Source organism: Prosthecobacter fluviatilis (assembly GCF_042655725.1).
Taxonomy (GTDB): domain Bacteria; phylum Verrucomicrobiota; class Verrucomicrobiia; order Verrucomicrobiales; family Verrucomicrobiaceae; genus Prosthecobacter; species Prosthecobacter fluviatilis.
Map to the genome: position 1 here is coordinate 40,987 of NZ_JBHSMQ010000015.1, position 21,223 is coordinate 62,209.

Sequence of the window (21,223 nt, forward strand, 5' to 3'; positions counted from 1 at the left end):
CCTGGGGTCGGAAGAAGAACGGCCCTATTGATTCTTAAGTCAAAATTTGAGACTTTTGAGACGAGTCGCCAATTGGCTCATCCCTCAGTGAAGGACAAAGATTTTCTTGCCTTTGGGTTGCCAATTCCTTTAGCATCGACCTTCCCCCTCAAATTAAATCATTATGAATTTTTTACGCGTACATCGTTCATTTATCAGCGCGCTGATGATGTTGTTGATGTTCTCCTGGCAGGTAGGCCAGCCGCTGACTGCAGCGACCTTGTATTGGGATGCGGATGGTGTGCTGCCAGGCAACAGCCTGACCACAGGTGCCGGTCTGGGCGGTTCCGGGATATGGAACACAAGTCTGCCCTACTGGTGGGATGGAAACGTCACGGAAGCTCCAGCCACTTTCACAAGCGGCGACACCGCTGTTTTCATGGGGCTGGGGGGCGTTGTGCAACTGGGCTCTCCTGTTACTCTGGGATCTCTCACCTTTGGCCAGAGCGTAGGTGCTTCAGGCTTCAACATCACGGGAGATGGCACGGCGGGAAGCAACACGCTGACGCTCGCGGGGGCGGCGTCCATTGCGGTCAACGCAGCCGGTGCTGATACCATCAGTGCTGTGATTGCCGGCTCCAGCGGGCTGAATCTCAGCAGTACCACGACAGGCACGCTGGTCCTTTCCGGGGCCAACACCTTCAGTGGCAACATCAACATCAGCTCCGGGACACTGGGCATTTTTGCCGATGCCAATCTTGGGAATGCGGCCAATGACATCACATTCAACGGCAGTCTGGCTGCGGGCCTGATGTTCAATGCCCCTGTGACATTGGGGGCGGGGCGTACGATCACGCTTGGCAACACCGGCGGGGCCGTGGCGCTGCTTTCTTCAAACGGGGCTGCCGCACAGGTGGTGCTGGGGCAGGTGACAGGGGCCGGGACGCTGGCAGTGGCCAACGCCGGGACAACGTACCTTCTCAACACCGGCAACAACAACACGGGCATCCTCTGGGCACAATCGGGCACGGTTTCACTGAGCACTCTGCTGGACGGCGCAGGGAATGGCAACGTCCGGCTCGGTTCGGCTGGGACCACGGGGGGCCTGCAGTGGAATGTGGGTGCCACCGGGGCGCTGACCCTGAACAACCGGAGCATCGAACTTGCGGGCACCACGGGTGGCGGAACGATCGACAGCGCTTCGCTCGTGGCTGCGAACAGCATCACGATCAATTCAAACCTGGTGGCAAGCGGCAGCGGTGCCAAGACGCTGACGCTGACCGGTTTCAACACGGGCATCAACACGTTTGCCGGGCAGATCGTGAACAATACGACCACGACTGGCGTGAACAAAACAGGCATGGGCCTTTGGGTGCTGACGAATGCGAACAACACGTACACGGGTGCGACGACGGCCACAGCGGGCACTCTGAGGATCAACGGAGCAGGGGCGCTGAGCGCATCTTCGGCAATCGCTTTTGCAGGTGGCCAGCTGGAGCTGCGCAGCGACACGAGCAAGACTTGGGGAAACGTGAGCGGCATCACCGCCACCAGCACGCTGTTCATTGACCACACCCTAGGCGGAACAGCCGCAGGGCAGACGATCACGCTGGGAACATTCGCCGCCAACGGCACCTTTGCTCTGAACGTCGTTGGAGATCATGGCTACAACCTGACCACCGGCCTGATGACCGTGACCGGAGCGAAGACAGTAACTCTGAACAACTATCTTGGCGCCCCTGGCTACACGGCAGCAGGCTACTCGCCCGGGACGATCACCATCGGCAACGGCACCAATGCCATTACGACCGTCACCACGGGGACGGCAGCCCTGGTCCTGGCTGGCTATGGCGACTATGTTTTCGCAGGAGACATCAAGACGAGCAGCGCAGCCAACATCCCGCTCAACATCACCAAGAGCAATCTTGGCGTGGTGGTTTTCTCTGGCAACAACTCAAGCTGGTCCAGCACAACGCAGGGAATATTGAACACGACGGCGGGGACCACACGCATCAACGGTTCCACGTCTTCCATCGGTGGTTCCACCATCGGAGTGGCGGGTGGGATGACGGAGGTCCGCAACAATGCCAGCACCAACTGGTCTGCGAACAACCTGACTTTGCAGACGGCCAGCGGGACGTTCGTGGCGGCACCGCAGATCGGAAGCTCCAACACGGGAAATTTGCTCACGCTAGGTTCATTAACATCACTGACGACGGGTCTGACCTTCAGCTTTGACACGAACCACAGCTACGGGATCACCTTCAGCGGTGCCGGGACGACCGCGATTGCTGCCACGACCTTGAGCAACATCGGCAACGGAACGATCACCTATGCCGGAGGACTGACCAACACGGCCGCAGCGACGTGGACGATTGCTGGCAACGGGGACTCCGTGATCTCCGGGAGCCTGACCGAAGGCACAGGAGCTCTCGCGCTGACAAAGACGGGCCTGGGAACACTCACGCTCAGTGGTGCAGCCAATTCCTTCAACGGAACGCTCACGCTGACCGCGGGTATTCTCAAGCTTACCACAGCGCTCGGAACGGGCACCGGGAATCTGACGTTCAACAACACCGGCTCCGGTCTGCCGAACAACAACGTCATCGGGCTGGATCTGCGTAACAATGGCTCTCTGGACTTTTCCACTCATGGACTTGGCCGCTCGATCACCACCGTGTTCAATGTGGACAACAACGGCTCAGGAACGAATGGCACAATGACCCTCGGCGGCGGGCTTTCTCTTCAGGACAGCGGCTGGTCGGACCTGTTCATGGGAGCGAATGGTTACTCGCTCAAGTTTGGCGCTTCGTCTGCCGTGAAGGTGGGCATCGCTTCGCAGACAGCAGCGCTCAGCTACACTTTGTGGAATTACATCCCCAGCATTTCCGGGAACGGGAATGTCGAGCTGGCCGGCGGGCTGACCTTCTTTAATCCTTCGACTCAGACGGCGGCCATCGTTCTTGGTGGCACGGGTGATTACAAGATTTCCGGCGCGATCACCTACACGGCTGCGGGTACATCTGCTGACACGATCACCAAAAGCGGTCTTGGAACCGTGACTTTGACCGCAGACTCCAGCTCCACATGGAACACCGGCAGCACGGTCAACATTTACACCATGACCAACGGGATCACGCGCACCACGGTGGCCGGGGCGCTGGGCGGCGCCAATGCCAAAGTGAACGTGAACAGCGGGGTGCTGGATCTGCGTGGTGACACGGGATTTACACTGACGGCCCCCATCACTCTCGGTGCAAGCAACTCTTACATCAATGCGGACCGGGCGGTTGGGGGGGCGGGGACGGGGCAGACCATGACTTTGAACGGTGTCTCGTCAGGTGCATTCACCTCCTACTTCACCAGCGACAACAATTACTCGATCAACACGGGCACATTCACACAGACGGGTGCATCGGTCTTGGTGAACCGCATCGGGGGCACCGGGGCGCTGATCATCCCCACGCTGACGGGCACTTTTAATGCCAAGGTGGATGGCACAGGCAGCACCGGCATCACCACAGCGCTGACACTGGCCACTGGTACGCTGACCAAGAGCGGCACGGGCACGCTGACTGTTGGCGGACCTGCTGCGTATGCCGCCAGCAACACGAACGGTGCCGTCACAGTGAATGGCGGCACGCTGGCGCTGGATTTCACCGGGATCAGCACGGCCACGAACCTCCTGCAAAGCGCAGCTCTCACACTCGGGGCCGCGAGTGCGGGAGCAGTGAGCGGCGGCGCATTGAGCATCAAGGGGGCAGCCACGGGAAACACCAGCCAGACGTTGTCCACGCTCGCTGTGCAGGCTGGTTATGACCAGATCGTGCTCACGCCAAACGGTGCCGGCACCACCACGCTGGCCTTTACCGGAGCCATTACGGCGACGAATGCGGGCGGACAGCTGCTGATCAGCGCTCCGACAAACGCCACGGTGACGATTGGCTCCGCCTTGAACACGGCGGCAACCACCGGGCGCAACGTCGTTTTCTATGATGGCTCCAGTTATAACTGGGCAACGAATGCAGCCTCGGGAGGTGCGACGATTTCAGTGACCAATGGGTCTGCGCTCGCAGCGGTGAAGTATGCGGCTCTGGCGCTCACCGCTGGCACGGACACGAGCAATTCGCAGATCGCCACCAACGCACTTACCACACTGGGCGGGGCCCGGACGACAAACTCTCTCATGATCAGCCCTGGTGGGGCCGGCGGCAGTCTGGCGCTGGGCGCCAACACGCTGACGCTGACCCAGGGGGGCATTCTTTTCACAGGGGCGAACGCCTACACGATCACCGGCACCAGTGCGAGCAGCGGCCTGAAGAGCGCCACCGCCACAAACTCTGACCTCGTCATTAACAACTACAGCAGCAGTACGCTGAGCATCCAGGCTCCGATCATTCAGGGCACGGGCATTTCAACCCTGACTATCGGGGGCCTCAGCACTGGCACAACGGTGCTGGGAAATTCCAGCCTGCTGGCCACCGTGGGCACCTACACGGGCATCACCTACATCAACAGCGGCACCGTGCAGCTTGCCTCAGGCATTACGGGATTCGGCGCTGCAGCGAGCAACACGGCGCTGACTCAGAACGGGGGAACTCTGGACCTCAATGGCAACAATGTGAACGTCGGTGCTTTCAACGGCGGCCCTGCGGCGATCATCGACAACACGAATGCTGGAACGGCATCTTTGACCATCGGTGCCGGCAATGGCGCCGGCACCTTTACCGGAACCATCAAGAACACCGGAGGCGCGCTGAGCCTCATCAAAACCGGCACCGGAGCCATCACACTGGGTGATTTGACGGGCGCTGGCAGCCTTGCCTTTACCGGAGATTTGACGATCAACACAGCCGGCGCTTCGGGCGCCAATGTGCTGACCCTGGCGCTTGCGCTGGCAGATACTGCAGGAACCAAGATCAACCTTGGCACCGCAACCGCTGGAGACACCGTCCAGATGACCTATACCGGAGCCACAAACATGATTTTGAACAACCGCCAGTTTAACCTGAGCGGCCAGTCCAGTGCCACCATCACTGCCAGCGGTGTGAACGGTATCAACGGCACCCCCGGCATGCTGGTGATCAACAGCAACCTGCTGATGGATGGCACGGGTGCCAAGACACTGACACTGGGCGGCACTGCGGGTGCAACGGCGCCTGGCGGAGGCACGGTCAGCGGCATCACGGGCAGCGGGTCGGTGGCCACGATCAACCAGTTCAACGGGAACATCGGCAACGCATCCGGGGGCGGTGCCCTCACGCTGACGATCGCCGGGTCGGGCGGCTGGTCGCTCGGCGGGAACAACAGCTTCACCGGTGGCATGAACATTACCTCCACTGGCATCATCCGGGGCACCAGCGCCAATGCTTTTGGCGGCAGCGCCAACACGATCAACTGGACTGCAGCGGGGCAGCTGGACCTGCGCTCGGATTCATCGCTGAATTTCGGGAATGCAATCACTTGGGGCAACGCAGCGCTCAAGATCAATGTGGACCGCGCCATCAATGGCACAGGGTACGGGCAGGTGATGACGCTGGGGGCGATCACAGAGACCGTGTCCGGGCAGACGCTGACGGTGACCAATGCTCTTGGAGTGGGCAGCAACCTCAACGGCACCAATCCGATCACAGGCTATGGTTTGCGAGTCGCAGGCTTGATCCTCAATGCCGGCACCGCCACGACGATTACCAACGGCATCGGAGCCTCTTCTGTGGCCCAATTTGCTGTCCCAAATGCAGGAACCGGAACTGCGGGCGCATTCACCATCGATGGCATCAGCACGGCAGGTTCTCTTGGAGCCCATACACTGACCATCGGGTCGGCGGGCAATGCGCAGTCGGTGACCATCATCACGGGTGACATTGTCCAGGCGGCAGGGACCACGCTGGGCATACTTTACACGGGCAACAACCTCATGACTCTGGCAGGCCAGACTGCGAGCACCAATTACAGCGGGGGGCTGACGTTTAACAATGCTGCCACAGCCGCCTCTGACGCGAACTCCGCCATGACGGTGCGTGTCACGACGCAGTATGCGCTGGGAAGCGGCGCGGTCACTTTCAGCGGCAACAACTTTGGCACCCTGGAAGTGCGCAATGACTCCAGCGTGACCTACGCCAACAGCTTCATCATCAACAACGCTACAGCGGCGAACAACAGGCTGTATGTGGGTGAGGCGATCAATGGCTCCGGAGGGCATGGCAATCTCTTCACGTTTGGCCAGCTCACCTTCCAGGGCATCACTGCCAACGCACTGACGATCGGCGGCATCAGCAACAGCAACAACAACAGCGGTGACTCGGTCACTTTTGGCGGTGTTTCACTCAACCTTGCGGGAGCGGCGATATTTACCGTCACGAACAATCTGCTGCTTCCAGGCATGCTGAATCTGGGGAATGTGACCAGCACGAACACCACCGCAGCCACCACACAGACGCTGACGATTGCTGGAAGCGGTGTGACCGTTTTGGGAAATGTGACGGATTCGGCCACGGCCACGGCGCTGACGGCCATCACGTACAGCGGCACGGGCATCTTGGATCTTAGCGGGGCTACCAGCGCCAACACTTTTTCCGGCGGCCTGTCGCTGAACAACGGCGTGACCCGCGTGACCAATGCCTATGGGCTGGGCGCCAGCACGAACACGGTGGTGTTCAATGGCGGCACACTGGAACTTCGCAGCGACAGCAACGTCACGTATAACAATCCTTTGCAACTTCTGGCAACAGGCGCAGCTCCCGCCCAGGGCTCCGGGATCAATGTGGGGCAGCTTCCGGGCGGCACCGGAGTGAACGGCAGCTCGACGCCTGTGACTTTTACTCTGGCGCAATTGAAGGTGACTGCTGCCGGCAAGACCATTGCCATCAACGGGATTGGCGGGGTCGCCTCATCGTCGGCTTCTGTGGCGAGCAGTGCGGCGAGCGTTGTGTTTTCAGGCGGCATTGATCTGAACGGCTCGATAGGGGGGGCAACAACCATCACGAACAACCTGGCGCTGCCGGGCATTGTTGATCTGGGCAGTGTGAGTTCTTCCACAACGGGAGCCGCGACACTCACGGTCAACGGAGCTGGCTTCACCACGGTTGGTGATGTGAGCAACGGCAGTGGAACCGTGACGCTGACCTACGGCGGCACCGGCATCCTGCAGGTGACTCCGACAGCGACCACCACCACCAACTACAGCGGCGGCCTGAACCTTAGCGGCTCCGGCACCCTGCGGATCATTACCAACGGCACCGCAGCCAACTTTGGGGCGACGACCAACACCATCGCTCTGACCAACGGAACTCTGGACATCCGGACGGACTCCAACCTGAGCGTGGTCAACCCGATCACCGTGGCCACCAACAGCCCTACGATCAACGTGGACGCGGCAACGAGCGGCAATCTCAGCAGGACCGTCACCTTTGGCGGGGCTGTGACGACACTGACCACCACGGCCAAGACGCTCACGCTCACGAGCGGCAGCAACTATGGGATGACGTTCACGAACGGCTTCAGTGTGGTGACCTCGGGTGCCACCTACACCATCGCCAACAATGCCTCGGGTACGGTCAACCTGGGAGCGATTGATTTTCAGGCGGGCACCGGAGCGCTGACTCTCAGCGGATCTGGCACGACCATCGTGGGCAACGTGACAGGCACGGCCGCCGCACCTACACTCACCTATGCAGGCACCGGCTTCCTGGACATGACGGGCATCACGGGTGGCACTAATCCCTTCAGCGCCCTGACCCTGAGCGGTGCCGGTGGCATCGCGCGGGTGAACACGGTGACCAATCTTGGCGCGGCCGGCAGCGCTTTGACTTTTACGAGCACCACCACTGCGGCGACTCTCCAGATCCGTAACGACAACGGTGGCACAAGCAATGGCACCATCACCTTTGGCAACAATGTGGCGCTCAACGCCAACAATGCGCTGGGGATCATCGACTTGGGCAATGCCGGAGTGCTGGCCGCCACTGGCAACACGGTGGCTTTTGGAGCTCTGACCAACAGCACCACGGCCAACAGCATCGGCACACTGACGATCAATGGTGCCAATGGCTACGGTGCGAGCTTCACCAGCATCGCGCTGTCCAGCGGCACCACAGGGGTGGCCACGACTCTGGTGGCCAATGTCCCAGTGGCCATCACAGGCGGTGTCTCCAACGCCATGACGGTGACGGCGGGCAAAGGTAACACCCTGGTGCTCGACGGTGTCAGCACAGGCTCGATCTCCGGAAGCATCGCGGATGCCGCAGGCGGCTCTCTGGCTGCGGGTGGCTATACGGCCATCACCAAGCAGGGCACCGGGACCTGGACTCTTTCCGGTGCCAACACCAACGAGGGTGCGACCACGATCAACAGCGGGACGCTGCTCATCAATGGCTCGTCTGCGGCGAACAATGCGTACACGGTGAACGGTGGTGCCACACAGGGACTCCAGGGCACGCTGGGTGGCACTGGCACCATTGGAGGGTCGGTGACACTGGCGACAAACGGTGCCACTTCTTTCGCACAAGGAGCGGTGCTCACTCCCGGCACAGCCGGCGCAGTTGGCACACTGACGATCAACGGAACCCTGACGACAGGCAATTTCAGCAGTCTGAACTTTGACCTGGGCGGAAGCACGACGCCCGGAGGCGGTGTGAATGACCTGATCATCACAAGTCTTCTGCCGAATCTCGGGGCGAACACGCAGATCAACATCAACACACTGGCCACGCTCGCGGTCGGCAGCTACACACTCATCAACGGGTACACTGGCACGCTCACGCTGAGCAATCTGATCCTGGGCAATTTCACGGGTGTGGACACGATTCACTCGGGTGCGCTGCAGGTGTCTGACGGCATGCTGCAACTGCTCGTGACAGCTGCTGCGCCTGCCACCGCGTACTGGTCGGGGGCGATCAACAATACTTGGAACACTTTTGGGAGCGGAGTGACCACCAACTGGCGGACGGACGCCACGGGCAACGTGGACACCAATGCGCTGCCAGACGATGGAACAGACGTGCACTTTTACACGACGAACCCAAGCGTGCCCCTTGGGCCGGTCGATACCATCCTGGGCTCAAGCATCGGGATACGGACCTTGTCGTTTGATGCCAGCAGCGTGAATGCTGTTTCCATCTCCGGCAGTGTGCTCACCATCACGCCGACCAGCAGCAGCACGGGCATCAGCATTGATGCCGCCGCAGGGGCGGTGACGATCAACAGCGCGCTCACGCTGGGTGCGGCGCAAACGTGGACCAACAACTCCACCAGCAATCTCTTCACCGTGACCGGCAATGTGACCAACGGCGGCAATTCGCTCACCATCGCAGGTGCAGGGAACACCACGATAAGCACAGGTGTCATCAGCGGGACGGGTGGGCTGACAAAGAGCGGAATCGGCACGTTGACTCTGGGTGCGGCCAGCACCTATGGCGGTGCCACCATCCTGAGCGGTGGCACCCTGCGCCTGCTCACTGTCACCAATGCTCTGCCCACCACCACGGGGCTCACTCTTTCCGGAACGGCCACACTGATTGTGGACGGGGCGCAGACTCTCTCCGGAGCCTATGGCGACACAGCCACCAACACCCTGAATGGCAGTGCAGTGCTGACTTTCAACAGCGGTGCTATTACCATCAACAGCCTCATTGCCGGCAGTGCTGGCTTTGGAATCAGCCAGACCGGCACAGGAACGATCAGCCTTACCAATGCCAGCAGCACGAGCCTGGGGACGCTGAATGTGACAGCTGCAACTGCCAGCACCTCGACCATCGACATCGGCAGCAACACCTTTGCGGCCAGCGGCATCACGCTTGGCGGACTGGCAGCCACAAGCGCTCCAGTGATCGCGGGTTCGGGTGGCACACTCAACCTCGGCGGCAACGTGACCTACACGGCAACGAACAACCCGCTTGGCGGCCTTATCAGTGTCGCGAATCTGAATCTTCAAGGGGCGCAGCGCACGTTCACCGTGGGTGACAGCACCACAGCTGCGGCAGACCTCACCATCTCCTCCATTTTGAGCAACGGCTCACTCACCAAGGCTGGAGCGGGCACTCTGGTGCTCAGCGGCACAAACACCTACACGGGGCTGACGACGATCTCGGCAGGCACGCTGCAGCTGGGCATTGGTGGCACGGTGGGGTCGCTGGATCCCACGGGCGGGATAGCAAACAGCGGAACGCTGACGCTCAACCGGAGCAACACGATCACGCAGAGCACGGGATTTGGAAACATCAGTGGCACGGGATCGGTGATCATGAACGGAGGCGGCACGCTGGTTCTTGATGGCACCAACACATACACCGGCAACACCACCGTCAACGCGAGCACGCTGAACCTCACCGGGTCCTGGACCGGCAGTGCCTCCACATCCGCGCTGAAGTACGGGGATTCCGCAGGCATTTCGATCGTCAACTTGAGCGGCACCTACAGCGGCTTCATCATGACAGGGGCAAACGCCGTCGGCAGCGTTGCGGTCATGAACCAGACTGCTGGAACGGTGACGATTGTGCCTACCAATGGAACCGACACGCAGTGGGTTGCCAAGACAGGATACGGTTACCTCAACATCACCGGGGGCAATTTCAACACCGGCCGTTTCGACGTGAATGCGCCAGGTGGCTCGGCGGTCGGGGTGCTGTATGTGGGAGGCACGGGTACGCTGACACAAAACACGGGAGACTATTTCATCATCGCGTATGCCGGGCTGGCGCAGATGACGGTGGGACCGGGCGGCAGCTTCATCCGGACGTCCGGTGCCAGCAACAACTTCCAGATCACCATGCAGAACGCGAACAGTTCCGGCACGTTGAACATTGCAGGCGGCACAGTGAACACGGGACCAGCGAAAGGAATCACCTTTGGTTTTTCCTCCCCGGGAACAGGCATCTCAGGCTTTGTGAACCTGGCGGCTGGAACGCTGGCCGTGGGTGCAAACACCGCGCTTGTAGGAACGACCGGTGCTACCAGTGAATACTTTAACTTCACGGGCGGCACGCTGAAGGCGAATGCAGCCCTGACCAATGTGATTCCTGCTTCAACGGCCAATCACACGGTGGTCAGCAACAATTTTGGGGCCATCAACAACTTTGCCGCGACAGGGGATGCCTCGCAGAATTTTACCGGCGGCCTGAAGGTGGACACCAACAGCTTTGCGGTGACCTTTTCCAACGTTTTGCAGGGAGCCACGGGCAGCGGGGTGGCGCAGTCGAGTCTGACAGTGACGGGAGGGACGGGCTATGTGGGCGCCCCGGCCGTGGAGTTCACAGGTGGCACGCTGGTGGCCGGGGGCACACCTGCCTCGGGATATGCATTGATCAGCGGCGGACAGGTGACGGGAATCGTCATCACCAATCCAGGTACTTATACCGTGGCGCCGACGGTGACACTGTCTGGTGGCGGTGGAACAGGAGCCTCTGTGGCTGTGGGAACGCTGGTGGCCAATACAAGCGGTGGTCTGACAAAGATAGGCACTGGGACTCTGACACTGAGCGGGGCAAACACCTTCACCGGAGGAATAGACATCCAGGGAGGTCTGCTCAGCGTGGCCACGCTGACCAACGGAGGTGTGAACGGCACCCTTGGGGCTTCCTCCAACAGTGCCGCAAACCTGCTGCTCGGCAGCACGACTGCCGGGGGCGGCATTTTGCAATACACCGGCACGACCGCAGGCACCACGGACCGCAACTTTACTCTCAACAATGTCAGCGGCGGCTTTGATGCTTCGGGGACGACGGCGGGAACGCTGACTCTCACCGCGAGCAACGCCATGACGGTGACGGGAGGTCTGGGCAACGCGTTCCTCTACCTTCAGGGCAGCGGCACTGGCACGGCAGGAGCGGGCAGCATCGGAACTCTGCTGGCAGACGGAACGGGCACCACGGTGGGGCTGGTCAAGCAGGGAACGGGGACCTGGGCGGTGACGAACACCAACACCTACAGCGGCAGCACGACTCTGACGGCTGGCACGCTGGTCGTCACCAGCCTTGCAAACGGCGGCGTGGGCAGCAACATCGGAGCTGCAACGAACGCCGCCGGCAATCTCGTGTTCAACGGCGGCACCTTCCAATACACTGGCGGTGACACCAGCACAGACAGGCTCTTCAGTGTCGGGGGCTCCTTCTCACTGGACGGCTCGGGCACAGGTGCAGTCAGCTTTACCAATACCGGGGCCTACGCCATGTCCGGCACCGCCAGCGCTCGTACGATGACTCTGACGGGAACCAGCACGGGCAGCAACACCTTGTATGGCAGCATTGCTGACAGTGGCACCGGTGCAAACATCACCTCTCTCACCAAGTCTGGGGCGGGGCGGTGGATCCTGGCAGGGGCAAACACGTACTCCGGAACCACGACCATCTCGGCAGGGATTCTTCAAATCAACGGTGCTGCCGCGTTGTCTTCCTCCACAGCCATCTCGCTTTCAGGAGGCACGTTCTCCTATCGTGATGACACCGCCGGGGCGATCGACCGGACGGCAACCAACCTCACACTCGCCACGTCTGGATCAACCATTGATGTGGGCAACAACGGTGGCGCCACGACCGGCAGCGTGGTCAGGTTTGGCGCTCTGACTCAGCTTTCCGCAGTCGTGCGTACGCTGAATTTCACCGGTTCCAACGGCTATACGGTGGAGCTGGCAAGTCTGGCGCTTTCTCCTGGCACAGGACAGACCACAACTCTGAACCCGACGACGACGTCCGTCAGCATCGTGGGTAATGTGACCAACGGAATGAGCGGGTTTACGAGCGCGCAATTTGACACCATCGTACTGAGTGGCAGCAGCACCGGCAACAGCATCGGCGGGGTCATTTCCGACGCTGTCGGTGGGTCTGCGACTGCAGGTGGCTTCACCAGGATCACGCAGAACGGAGGCGGGAGCTGGAGGCTGTCCGGGCAGAGCACGAGCACGGGCGCCGTGGCCGTGCAGAACGGCACGCTCTGGCTCGCAGGAGGGGACAACCGTCTTAACTCCAATGTGGTCAGCGTGACTCTGGGCACTGGCACCACCAGCGGCAAGATCGTCATCGGTGGCAATGCCGACGGGACGACGACAGCAGGCTCACAGCGCTCGCAGACGTTCAACCAGACAACATCCACCAACATCCTCAGCACCAGCGGCACGGGGACTTCAAACAGCATCGTAGGCGGTGCGGATGGCGGCACGAGCGCCGGAAGCCCGGTGAACAATTCGACGCTGACCCTGAACATCGGGGCAGGACTGACCGACACCTACAGCGGTCTCATCGGCTGGGATGGCACCGGAAGCGTCGGCTTCCAAAACAACATCAACCTGGTGAAGAGCGGTGCGGGCACCCTCGTTCTGACAGGTGACCTTTCGAACTGGACTGGCACCCAGACCAATGCGGCGGAAGGCACGGATCTCACGATCGATCCCACGCGCCCGACCATCACCATCTCGGGAGGTGTGCTGCGTGCGACAGGAGTGCTCAACACTGTGGTGCTGCAGACCGGCGGCATCTTTGATGACCAGACGACCAGCCATGGGGTGAACTTCTACCTGAAGATCACCGGTGGCCTGGTGACGAGCAACGCCCTGACTGACAACGCCGAGGACGTGGTGGAGGCCATCTCTCACGGCGTGTATGCACTGAACTTTAACAACACCGGCACGACAGGCGTTTCCGGCAGTGACATGTATCTGGGGGCTGTGGGTGCGCGCATTTTCAGCGGCTCAGCTTTGGCAGCGGGATCTGGAAGCACCTATCGCTTTGGTGGCGGTGCTCCCTGGGCGGCGGTCTCCACCGCCACGCTGGGAGGCAGCGGCGGCTACCTGCAGATCGCCACAGCGAATGTGATCACGGGTGCGAACAATGTGATTATTGGTGACAATGGGTCGTATGGCAGCGGCCTGGGCATTTATGGCGGCAACAGCACGGTGGAATTCACCGCAGCACAAAACTACACGGGCACCACAACGCTGGCGGGCGGCACGCTGGTGGTTTCGAACAGCAACCAGCTGGGCATTCCGACAACCACCACCGGCAGCCTCATTCTGGACGGAGGCATCCTGCGCTATTCGGGCATCACTATGGATTTGTCCAACCGCATCACCATAGCCAGTGGAGGCACCATCGACACCAACGGACAAAACGTCACCTTCGCCACGGCTCTGGGCAACGGCAACACCGGCACCAGCGGCCTGAGCAACGGTGGGCTGACCAAAATCGGCCTGGGAACTTTGACCCTGACTGCTGCCAGCACCTACACCGGCACGACCACAGTGAGCGGCGGCACTCTCAAGCTCAACAGGCAGACGGGCTCTCTGGCTTCGGGGTCGGCACTGTCCTTTGGTGGCAACGGCACCTTTAACATGGACAACACGGGTGCTTCCGGAACCCTGAGCCAGACATTTGGAACGCTCACCTTTGGCGTCGGTGATGGTGTTGTGCTTTCCACCCGCACTGCGGCCCAGAGCACGACGCTGACTTTTGCGGCACTGCCGACGCGCACTGCAGGAGCCACCGGAAACTTCGCGGTGGCTGGAACGGGCTCTTCTGCGTCTGTCAATAAAGTGATCCTCACCTCCGCGCCGACAGCCGGCCAGTTCCTGAACGCCGGTCTCTACTTCGGCGGGGTTGATTTCGCAGTGTATGATGCGACGGGCTACGTCCGCGCCATCAACTATTCCACGGACACGAACGTTGCCACTTCGGCAGGTGGTGCCACACTTGGCGCTTCGGTGGCGGGCAAGGACATCCAGCTCAACACCGCTGCTGTGACCGCGCAGACCACGGTGTCCATTAACTCGCTCAAAATCGCCGGAGCTTTTGGCATCACTCTTGGGTCGGGACAGACGCTGACCATTGCCAGCGGCGGCCTGATCAAAACGGGAACCACGGCCACCATCACTGGCGGCACTGTGGCAACTAGCGGAGAGCTGGTCATCCGGCAGGATGCATCTGCGGATGCGCTGACCATTGCCAGCGTCATCACTTCTGGCACTGGGGTGGCCGGCAATGTGGCGCTGACAAAATCCGGGCTTGGCACGCTGACCTTGAGCACATCGACGAACGCCATCAACGGACAGATCGTGATCAATGGCGGCACGGTCACCGTGGACAGTGTGAACCGTATCGCGGGCAGCAGCGGCATCACGCTCAATGGCGGTGGCTTTACGATCAGCGGCAACTCGACCATCAACCGAGTGTTCACGCTGGGGCTTAACGGTGGCACGATCACCCAGAGCAGCACGGGGCAGGACAACACCATCGGCACGGCGGGCGATGTGCTGCAGCTTGCCGGAATGGGGGCGCGCACTCTGACGCTGGTGGGTGCCGATGCCCGCGTGAAAATCTTCACTTTCAGCATTGGCGACAACGGCGGAGCCACCAGCCTGATTCTGAGCGGATCAGGAGACTCCAGTGTTTACCGTTTGTCCGGGACCAACACCTACACTGGCACGACCACGATCAACCGAGGCGTTTTGCGCGTGAATGCGCAGACAGATCTGGGTGGCGGCGTGGGTGGAGCGACCCCGAACTCGACCAACACAGGGGGCGGCAACCTGATCTTTGCTGCGACCGGCACGCAGCGCGCGATTCTGGAAATCAACAGCACCGTTGGGGGTGTTTACCGTTCTGTGGGAACCGGGTTTGACCAGATCCAGTGGACGGGCAACGGCGGTTTCAGCAACCAGACTGCGAACACGACTGCGGTGGTGAACTTGGGCGGTGCCGGGGCCACTCTGACGTGGGGCGCGGCCAGCTTTGTGCCTGCGGCCTCCAGGCTGCAGCTCGGGCAGGGCGGGGCAAACGTCGCTGCAGCCGGGACGGTGGATTTCCAGAACAGCATCGACTTCGGCACGGCGGTGCGCACGCTGGATATTGGCAACGGCTCAGCCATCGTGGATGCCATCCTGAGCGGCAACCTCATCTTTGGCTCCGGTGGTGGCTTTACCATGACCACAGGCATCGGCGCATTGTCTCTTACCGGGACGAACAACACAGGGGTGGTGCCGGTGACTGTTTCGGGAGGCATGCTCTACTTTGCCAGCGCGAATGCGGTCCTTGGCGCAAGCGGCACGATCACGGTGACTCATGGAGCCAGTGCTCCTGCGGCCATTGGAATGGCGGGATCCACGAACCCCCTGCTTTTCTGGAACAGCCGCCTGGCATCGAGCTCCAACGGTGCTTTTGCCCTGGATGTGAACAGCAGTGACAATCTGGACTTCAGTGTGGGCAATGTGACGAACATGCGTCTCACAGCCTTCAATCCCGCCAACAAGGCGGTGTATTACACCGGCATAATGACCCCGAACGGTTCCACCTACCGTTTTGGTGGCGTGGCTCCTGTGATAAGCACCAATGCACCATCGACGACATTGGTGCTGTCCGGCAAAAACACCCTGACCGGAGCACGCAGTGTGGACCTGGCTCCCGGCAATCTGACGGTGACCGCCACGCAGAACTACAGCGGCGGCACTGGGGTGAACACGACGCTGGCGGGGTCCACCAGCGTGGTGGGAGTGGGCTCTGATGCCGCGTTTGGCACGGGAACCATCACCGTCGGCGGTGCTAATACAGTGACGTTTGGTGCGGTCAATGGCGACCGCGTGGTGGCCAACCGCATCCTGGACACGCAGACGGGCACTGTTGCCTTTGTGGTGTCGGGCGACCAGACCAGCGACGGCATCGCCAACAACACGAACCAAGGGGCCATCACGTATGCCGGCACACTGGATCTGAATGCACGCGCTGCTTCTGCTGTGCTGCACATACGCACCAGCCATGCCGCAATCTTTTTGGGCAACATCACCAACAGCACCAACGGTATCACGCTCAACAGCAGCACGGCGAGCTTGTTCAGCATCCTCTCCGCTGCTGGCAACGGTGGTGTGGCGAAGACATTCTCCGGAGCGGTGACCCTCGGTGACAGCACCACTTTGACCATCGATGGAGACAGCTCGCTGGGCACCAACGGGGGGCTGACGATGGGCAGCAGCACGCTCATACTGCAGCCGGGCACTTCTGGCGCCATCGTTCTTGCGGGAGCCAGTACAAGGACGCTGACGGTGACTGCCGATAAATCGCCCAATTTTGTCGTCGGCGCTGGCGGCACGCTCGTGATCACGGGAGCGATCAACGGCGGAACCAACACGGCGGCCAGGACTTTTACCAAATTCGGCGCAGGAACGCTGACGCTGCGTGGGGCCAACGGCACCTACACGGGTGCGACAGGTGGATTTGCCAACACGATGCAGATCAATGGCGGCAAGCTGCAGCTGGATTCCGTCAATTTCACCGCGGCAACGGATCGGTTCATTGCTGAGACGACGCTTATGCCGCTGACCTTTGGAGCGGGGTCGGCCACGCTCGGTGGCGGCGGCACCCTGGAGATCGTTCACGATGCTGCGAAAGCATTCGCTTTGACGCAGGCGTTTGGAAACCTGACGATCAACCAGGGGGCGCATACCATCGCGCTGACCAACAACAACGCCACGCAGGCGCTGAACCTCAACCTGGGCAACGTCTTCACCCGCGCGGCGCTCAATGGTGGTACGCTGAACTTCACCAGCACGACGGCCGGCGGCGCCAACACCATCATCTCCACGATAGCGAACAATTCGGGCGGCATCATCGGCGGTTATGCGACGTTTAACGGTCTTGACTGGGCCGTGCAGTCTGGGAGCAACAGCATCATCGCGCTGGCGGCTGGCAGCTACACCACGCTCACGGCCGCCGCCAACAGCACCACTGGCAATTTCATCCTAAGCAGCGGCTCGGTGACGCTGAGCACTTCTGGGGCCAGCTTCAACACACTGAAACTCGTGGGCAGCTCGGGCGGCACAAATCTGACGCTCAACGGCACCAATGCTCTGACCTCGGGTGGGGTGATCTTTGACAACACCCTTGGAAGTGCAACCATTTCCGGGGGCACTCAGCTTGGGGCCACGGGCTCTGAAATCATCGTCTTCACCGGCGGAACGGGGAACAATTCCACGAACAGGCTGACGCTTAATGCGGTGGTCAAAGGCACTGCGACAGCGCTGACGAAATCGGGCGCCGGCACATTGGTGCTCGCAGGTGCCAACAGCTACACGGGCTCCCTCATCATCAATGCGGGAACAGTCGAATACAGCAACGGCAGCGCCACGGGACAGAACCTGGGCACCCCGACGGCGGGTGCCACCAACATCATCCTCAACGGAGGCGTCCTGCGCCAGACGGCCACCAACAACCTGATCTTTGGCATCACTGTCAACGGATCTGCCGCCATCGACCTCGCATCAGGGGTGACCTTGACGCAGACAGCGCAGGGCATTACCGGCATTTCCAGCGCCACGGGACTCAACACCGGTCTGCTGCAGAAAACGGGGCTCGGAACCCTGACGCTGGCAGGCACGACAGCGAACAGCAACCTGAGCATCGAAGTCGTCGGTGGTGTGCTCAATCTGGGCAAGTCGTCAGTGCTGGCGCTGGGCGAGGCCACCAATGGCAATGGTGTGCCATATGCGGCATTGATTGTGGGCAGCGGGGCTGTGGCGAATCTGACAGGGGCGGGCGGCAACCAGATCGGTGATGCCTCCAGCGTGGTCGTCAGAAGCGGAGGCATCTTTGATGTGATGGGCACAGGGGCCACTGCAACGGCGGAAAGTTTTGACGGCCTTGCGGGTACCGGAACCGTCCGCAACACGGTGGGCACGCTCTTCACGCTCACGCTGGGCTCGAACAACAGCAGCAACCTGGCGCCCTACACGCTGGGCGCAGCAGCTGCCGGGGTGAGCTCCACAGGGCTGAACAACTTTGGGGGTGTTATTCAGGGGAACATCTCCTTGAACAAGATCGGCAGCGGCACGCAGATCTTGAGCGGCAACAACACCTACTCCGGCTCCACGATCATCAATGAGGGGACCTTGAAGCTTGGCACCACGAATGCACTGCCAAGCGGTGCGGGCAAAGGTGACGTCACACTCGTCGGCGACAGCACCGCCACCGGTGTGGCCATCGGTGGTTCCGCCACGGTCCTCGCTCCAGGAACTCTCGATCTGGGCGGCTATAATCAGGCCATCAACGGACTCAACTCCACCACGGGCGGCTATGTGATCAGCACGCCAGGTGCGGGTGCGAACACCAGCAACACACTGACGGTTGGCAACGGTGATGCGAACGGAGCCTTCAACGGGGTGATTGCGGACGGGTACGCGGTCGGCGCGGACTCCACGACAGCGGCACCGCTGGCCTATGCCGGCGTGATCAATTTCACCAAAACAGGTGCAGGCACGCAGGTGCTGAGCGGAGCCAACACGGCCAGCGGCCTCCTGACGGTGAACCAGGGCGAGGTGGATCTGAATGCAACGGCTGCGAACGCCTGGTCTGGCAACGTCATCGTGAACACCACGGGCGTCCTCAAACTCCTGCAGAGCAGCCAGATTCTGGACAGCATGACGCTGACTGTTGCCGGAGGCACCTTCCGCCTCAACGGCTACACGGAGACGGTGGCCGGGGTCTCACTGACTGGCGGTGGTTTCATCCTCGACATTGTCGGTGGCGGGGCGCTGACCAGCACGACGACGTTTGACCTGCAGAGCGGCACGGTGTCTGGCGTCCTCGCTGGCAGCGTGGGTGTGAGCAAGACGACCGGCGGCACCGTTATTTTGAGCGGAGCAAACACCTTTACGGGCAAGACCTCTGTGACAGGCGGGGTGCTGAGCATCTCTGCGGACAACAATCTGGGAGCGGCGCCAGGCAGCAATGTGGATGACCAGCTCACGCTGGACGGAGGCACGCTGCAGACCACGGCGTCTCTGGTGATCGCCAGCACACGGCGGATCACGGTCGGTGTTTCTGGCGGAACATTTGACACCGCAGCGGCAACCACGACGACCGTGAACAGTGTGATTCTGGGCAGCGGCCCGATCACCAAAGTCGGTGCAGGAACACTGATCTTCACAGCGGTGAACACCTACAGCGGCAAGACAAGCATCCAGGAGGGGACACTGAGCGTGGCCTCCCTTAACAGCGTCGCGACACCTGCACAAAGCGCTGGCAGCAGCCTGGGAACACCGAGCAACGCTGCCAACGGCACCATCGACATGGGTTCAGGCGCCACTGCAGGCGCCCTCGTTTACACCGGGACAGGCGAAACGACGGACCGGGTGGTGAACCTTGCTGGTACCACGGGCGGCGCCACGCTGGATCAGTCTGGAACAGGAGCCATGAAATTTACGAGCGACTTCACGGCCACGGGGGCGGGCTCCAAAGTTCTCACCCTCCAGGGGTCCACCACGGGCACGGGCGAAATCAGCGGTGCCATCGTGGACAACAGCGGCACCAACACGACCAGCGTGGTGAAGGCCGGCAGCGGCACCTGGGTGCTCAGCGGTGCGAACTCCTACGCAGGCACGACGACGGTCAACGGCGGGACTCTGGTCATCAGTGGCACGCAGGCTTCCACCGGGGCGACGACGGTCAATGGCGGCACGCTGCAAGTAGGCGCAGGTGGAACAGGCAGCATCACCGCCAGCACGGTGACCGTGGGCAATGGCGGAACGCTTTCGGGCTCTGGCACGATCGCGACCAGCACGATCATCGGCAGCGGTGGTGTACTGGCTCCGGGAGATGGTGATCCGAGCACGGGCAATGCGACGCTGACCTTCAGCGCTGCCTCGAACTCGCTGACGGTGGCGAACACGGGCTCGATCCATCTGAGCCTGACCACCGCGGACTCGACCGACACGGCATTTGCCGCGTGGTTCCACGCCAATCCCAGCGGAACGGCAGCAGACTATGTCTCGAGCATTGGCGGGATCGCGAACACAGGAGCGGGCACGAGCTGGAATGACACGCATGCAGGCAGCCATGATTTCATCTCAGCCGCTGATACGATCGTTCTGGGCAGCAGCAGCACAGCAGACCAGCGGGTGGTGGTGTCTCTGAACAATCTTTCCGGAGTGACTTACGGCAGCGTCTTCAATGTGATGGACTGGAGCACGCTGGGGGTGACACATGACGACAGCGCCCTGTCTGCGATGGGAGCCTTCAGTGTGGCGAACAACCTGCAGCTGCAGGACCTGACCAGCTTCTCGGCAGGGCTGGCATGGGACACCAGCCTCTTTGACAGCTATGGCATTTTGGTGGTGGTGCCCGAGCCTGGGCGCCTGCTCCTGATCATGCTGGGGCTGCTGGGGCTGCTGCTGCGCCGCCGTCGTCGCCTGGCTGCCTGATCACCCGAATCTGGATACAGGGGGGATTCAGCACATTATCCCTTCTGTTTTGCGGTGGATGGTGCGTGGAAAGGT

At 61.2% G+C, this 21,223-nt stretch carries 1 protein-coding gene; it reads left to right on the forward strand.

Annotation, left to right across the window (positions count from 1 at the left end; genetic code table 11):
* Positions 1 to 163: 163 nt before the first annotated feature.
* Complete coding sequence (locus ACFQDI_RS24395; protein WP_377171972.1) at positions 164 to 21,148, forward strand: autotransporter-associated beta strand repeat-containing protein; 20,985 nt, start codon at positions 164 to 166, stop codon at positions 21,146 to 21,148.
* Positions 21,149 to 21,223 lie beyond the last annotated feature (75 nt).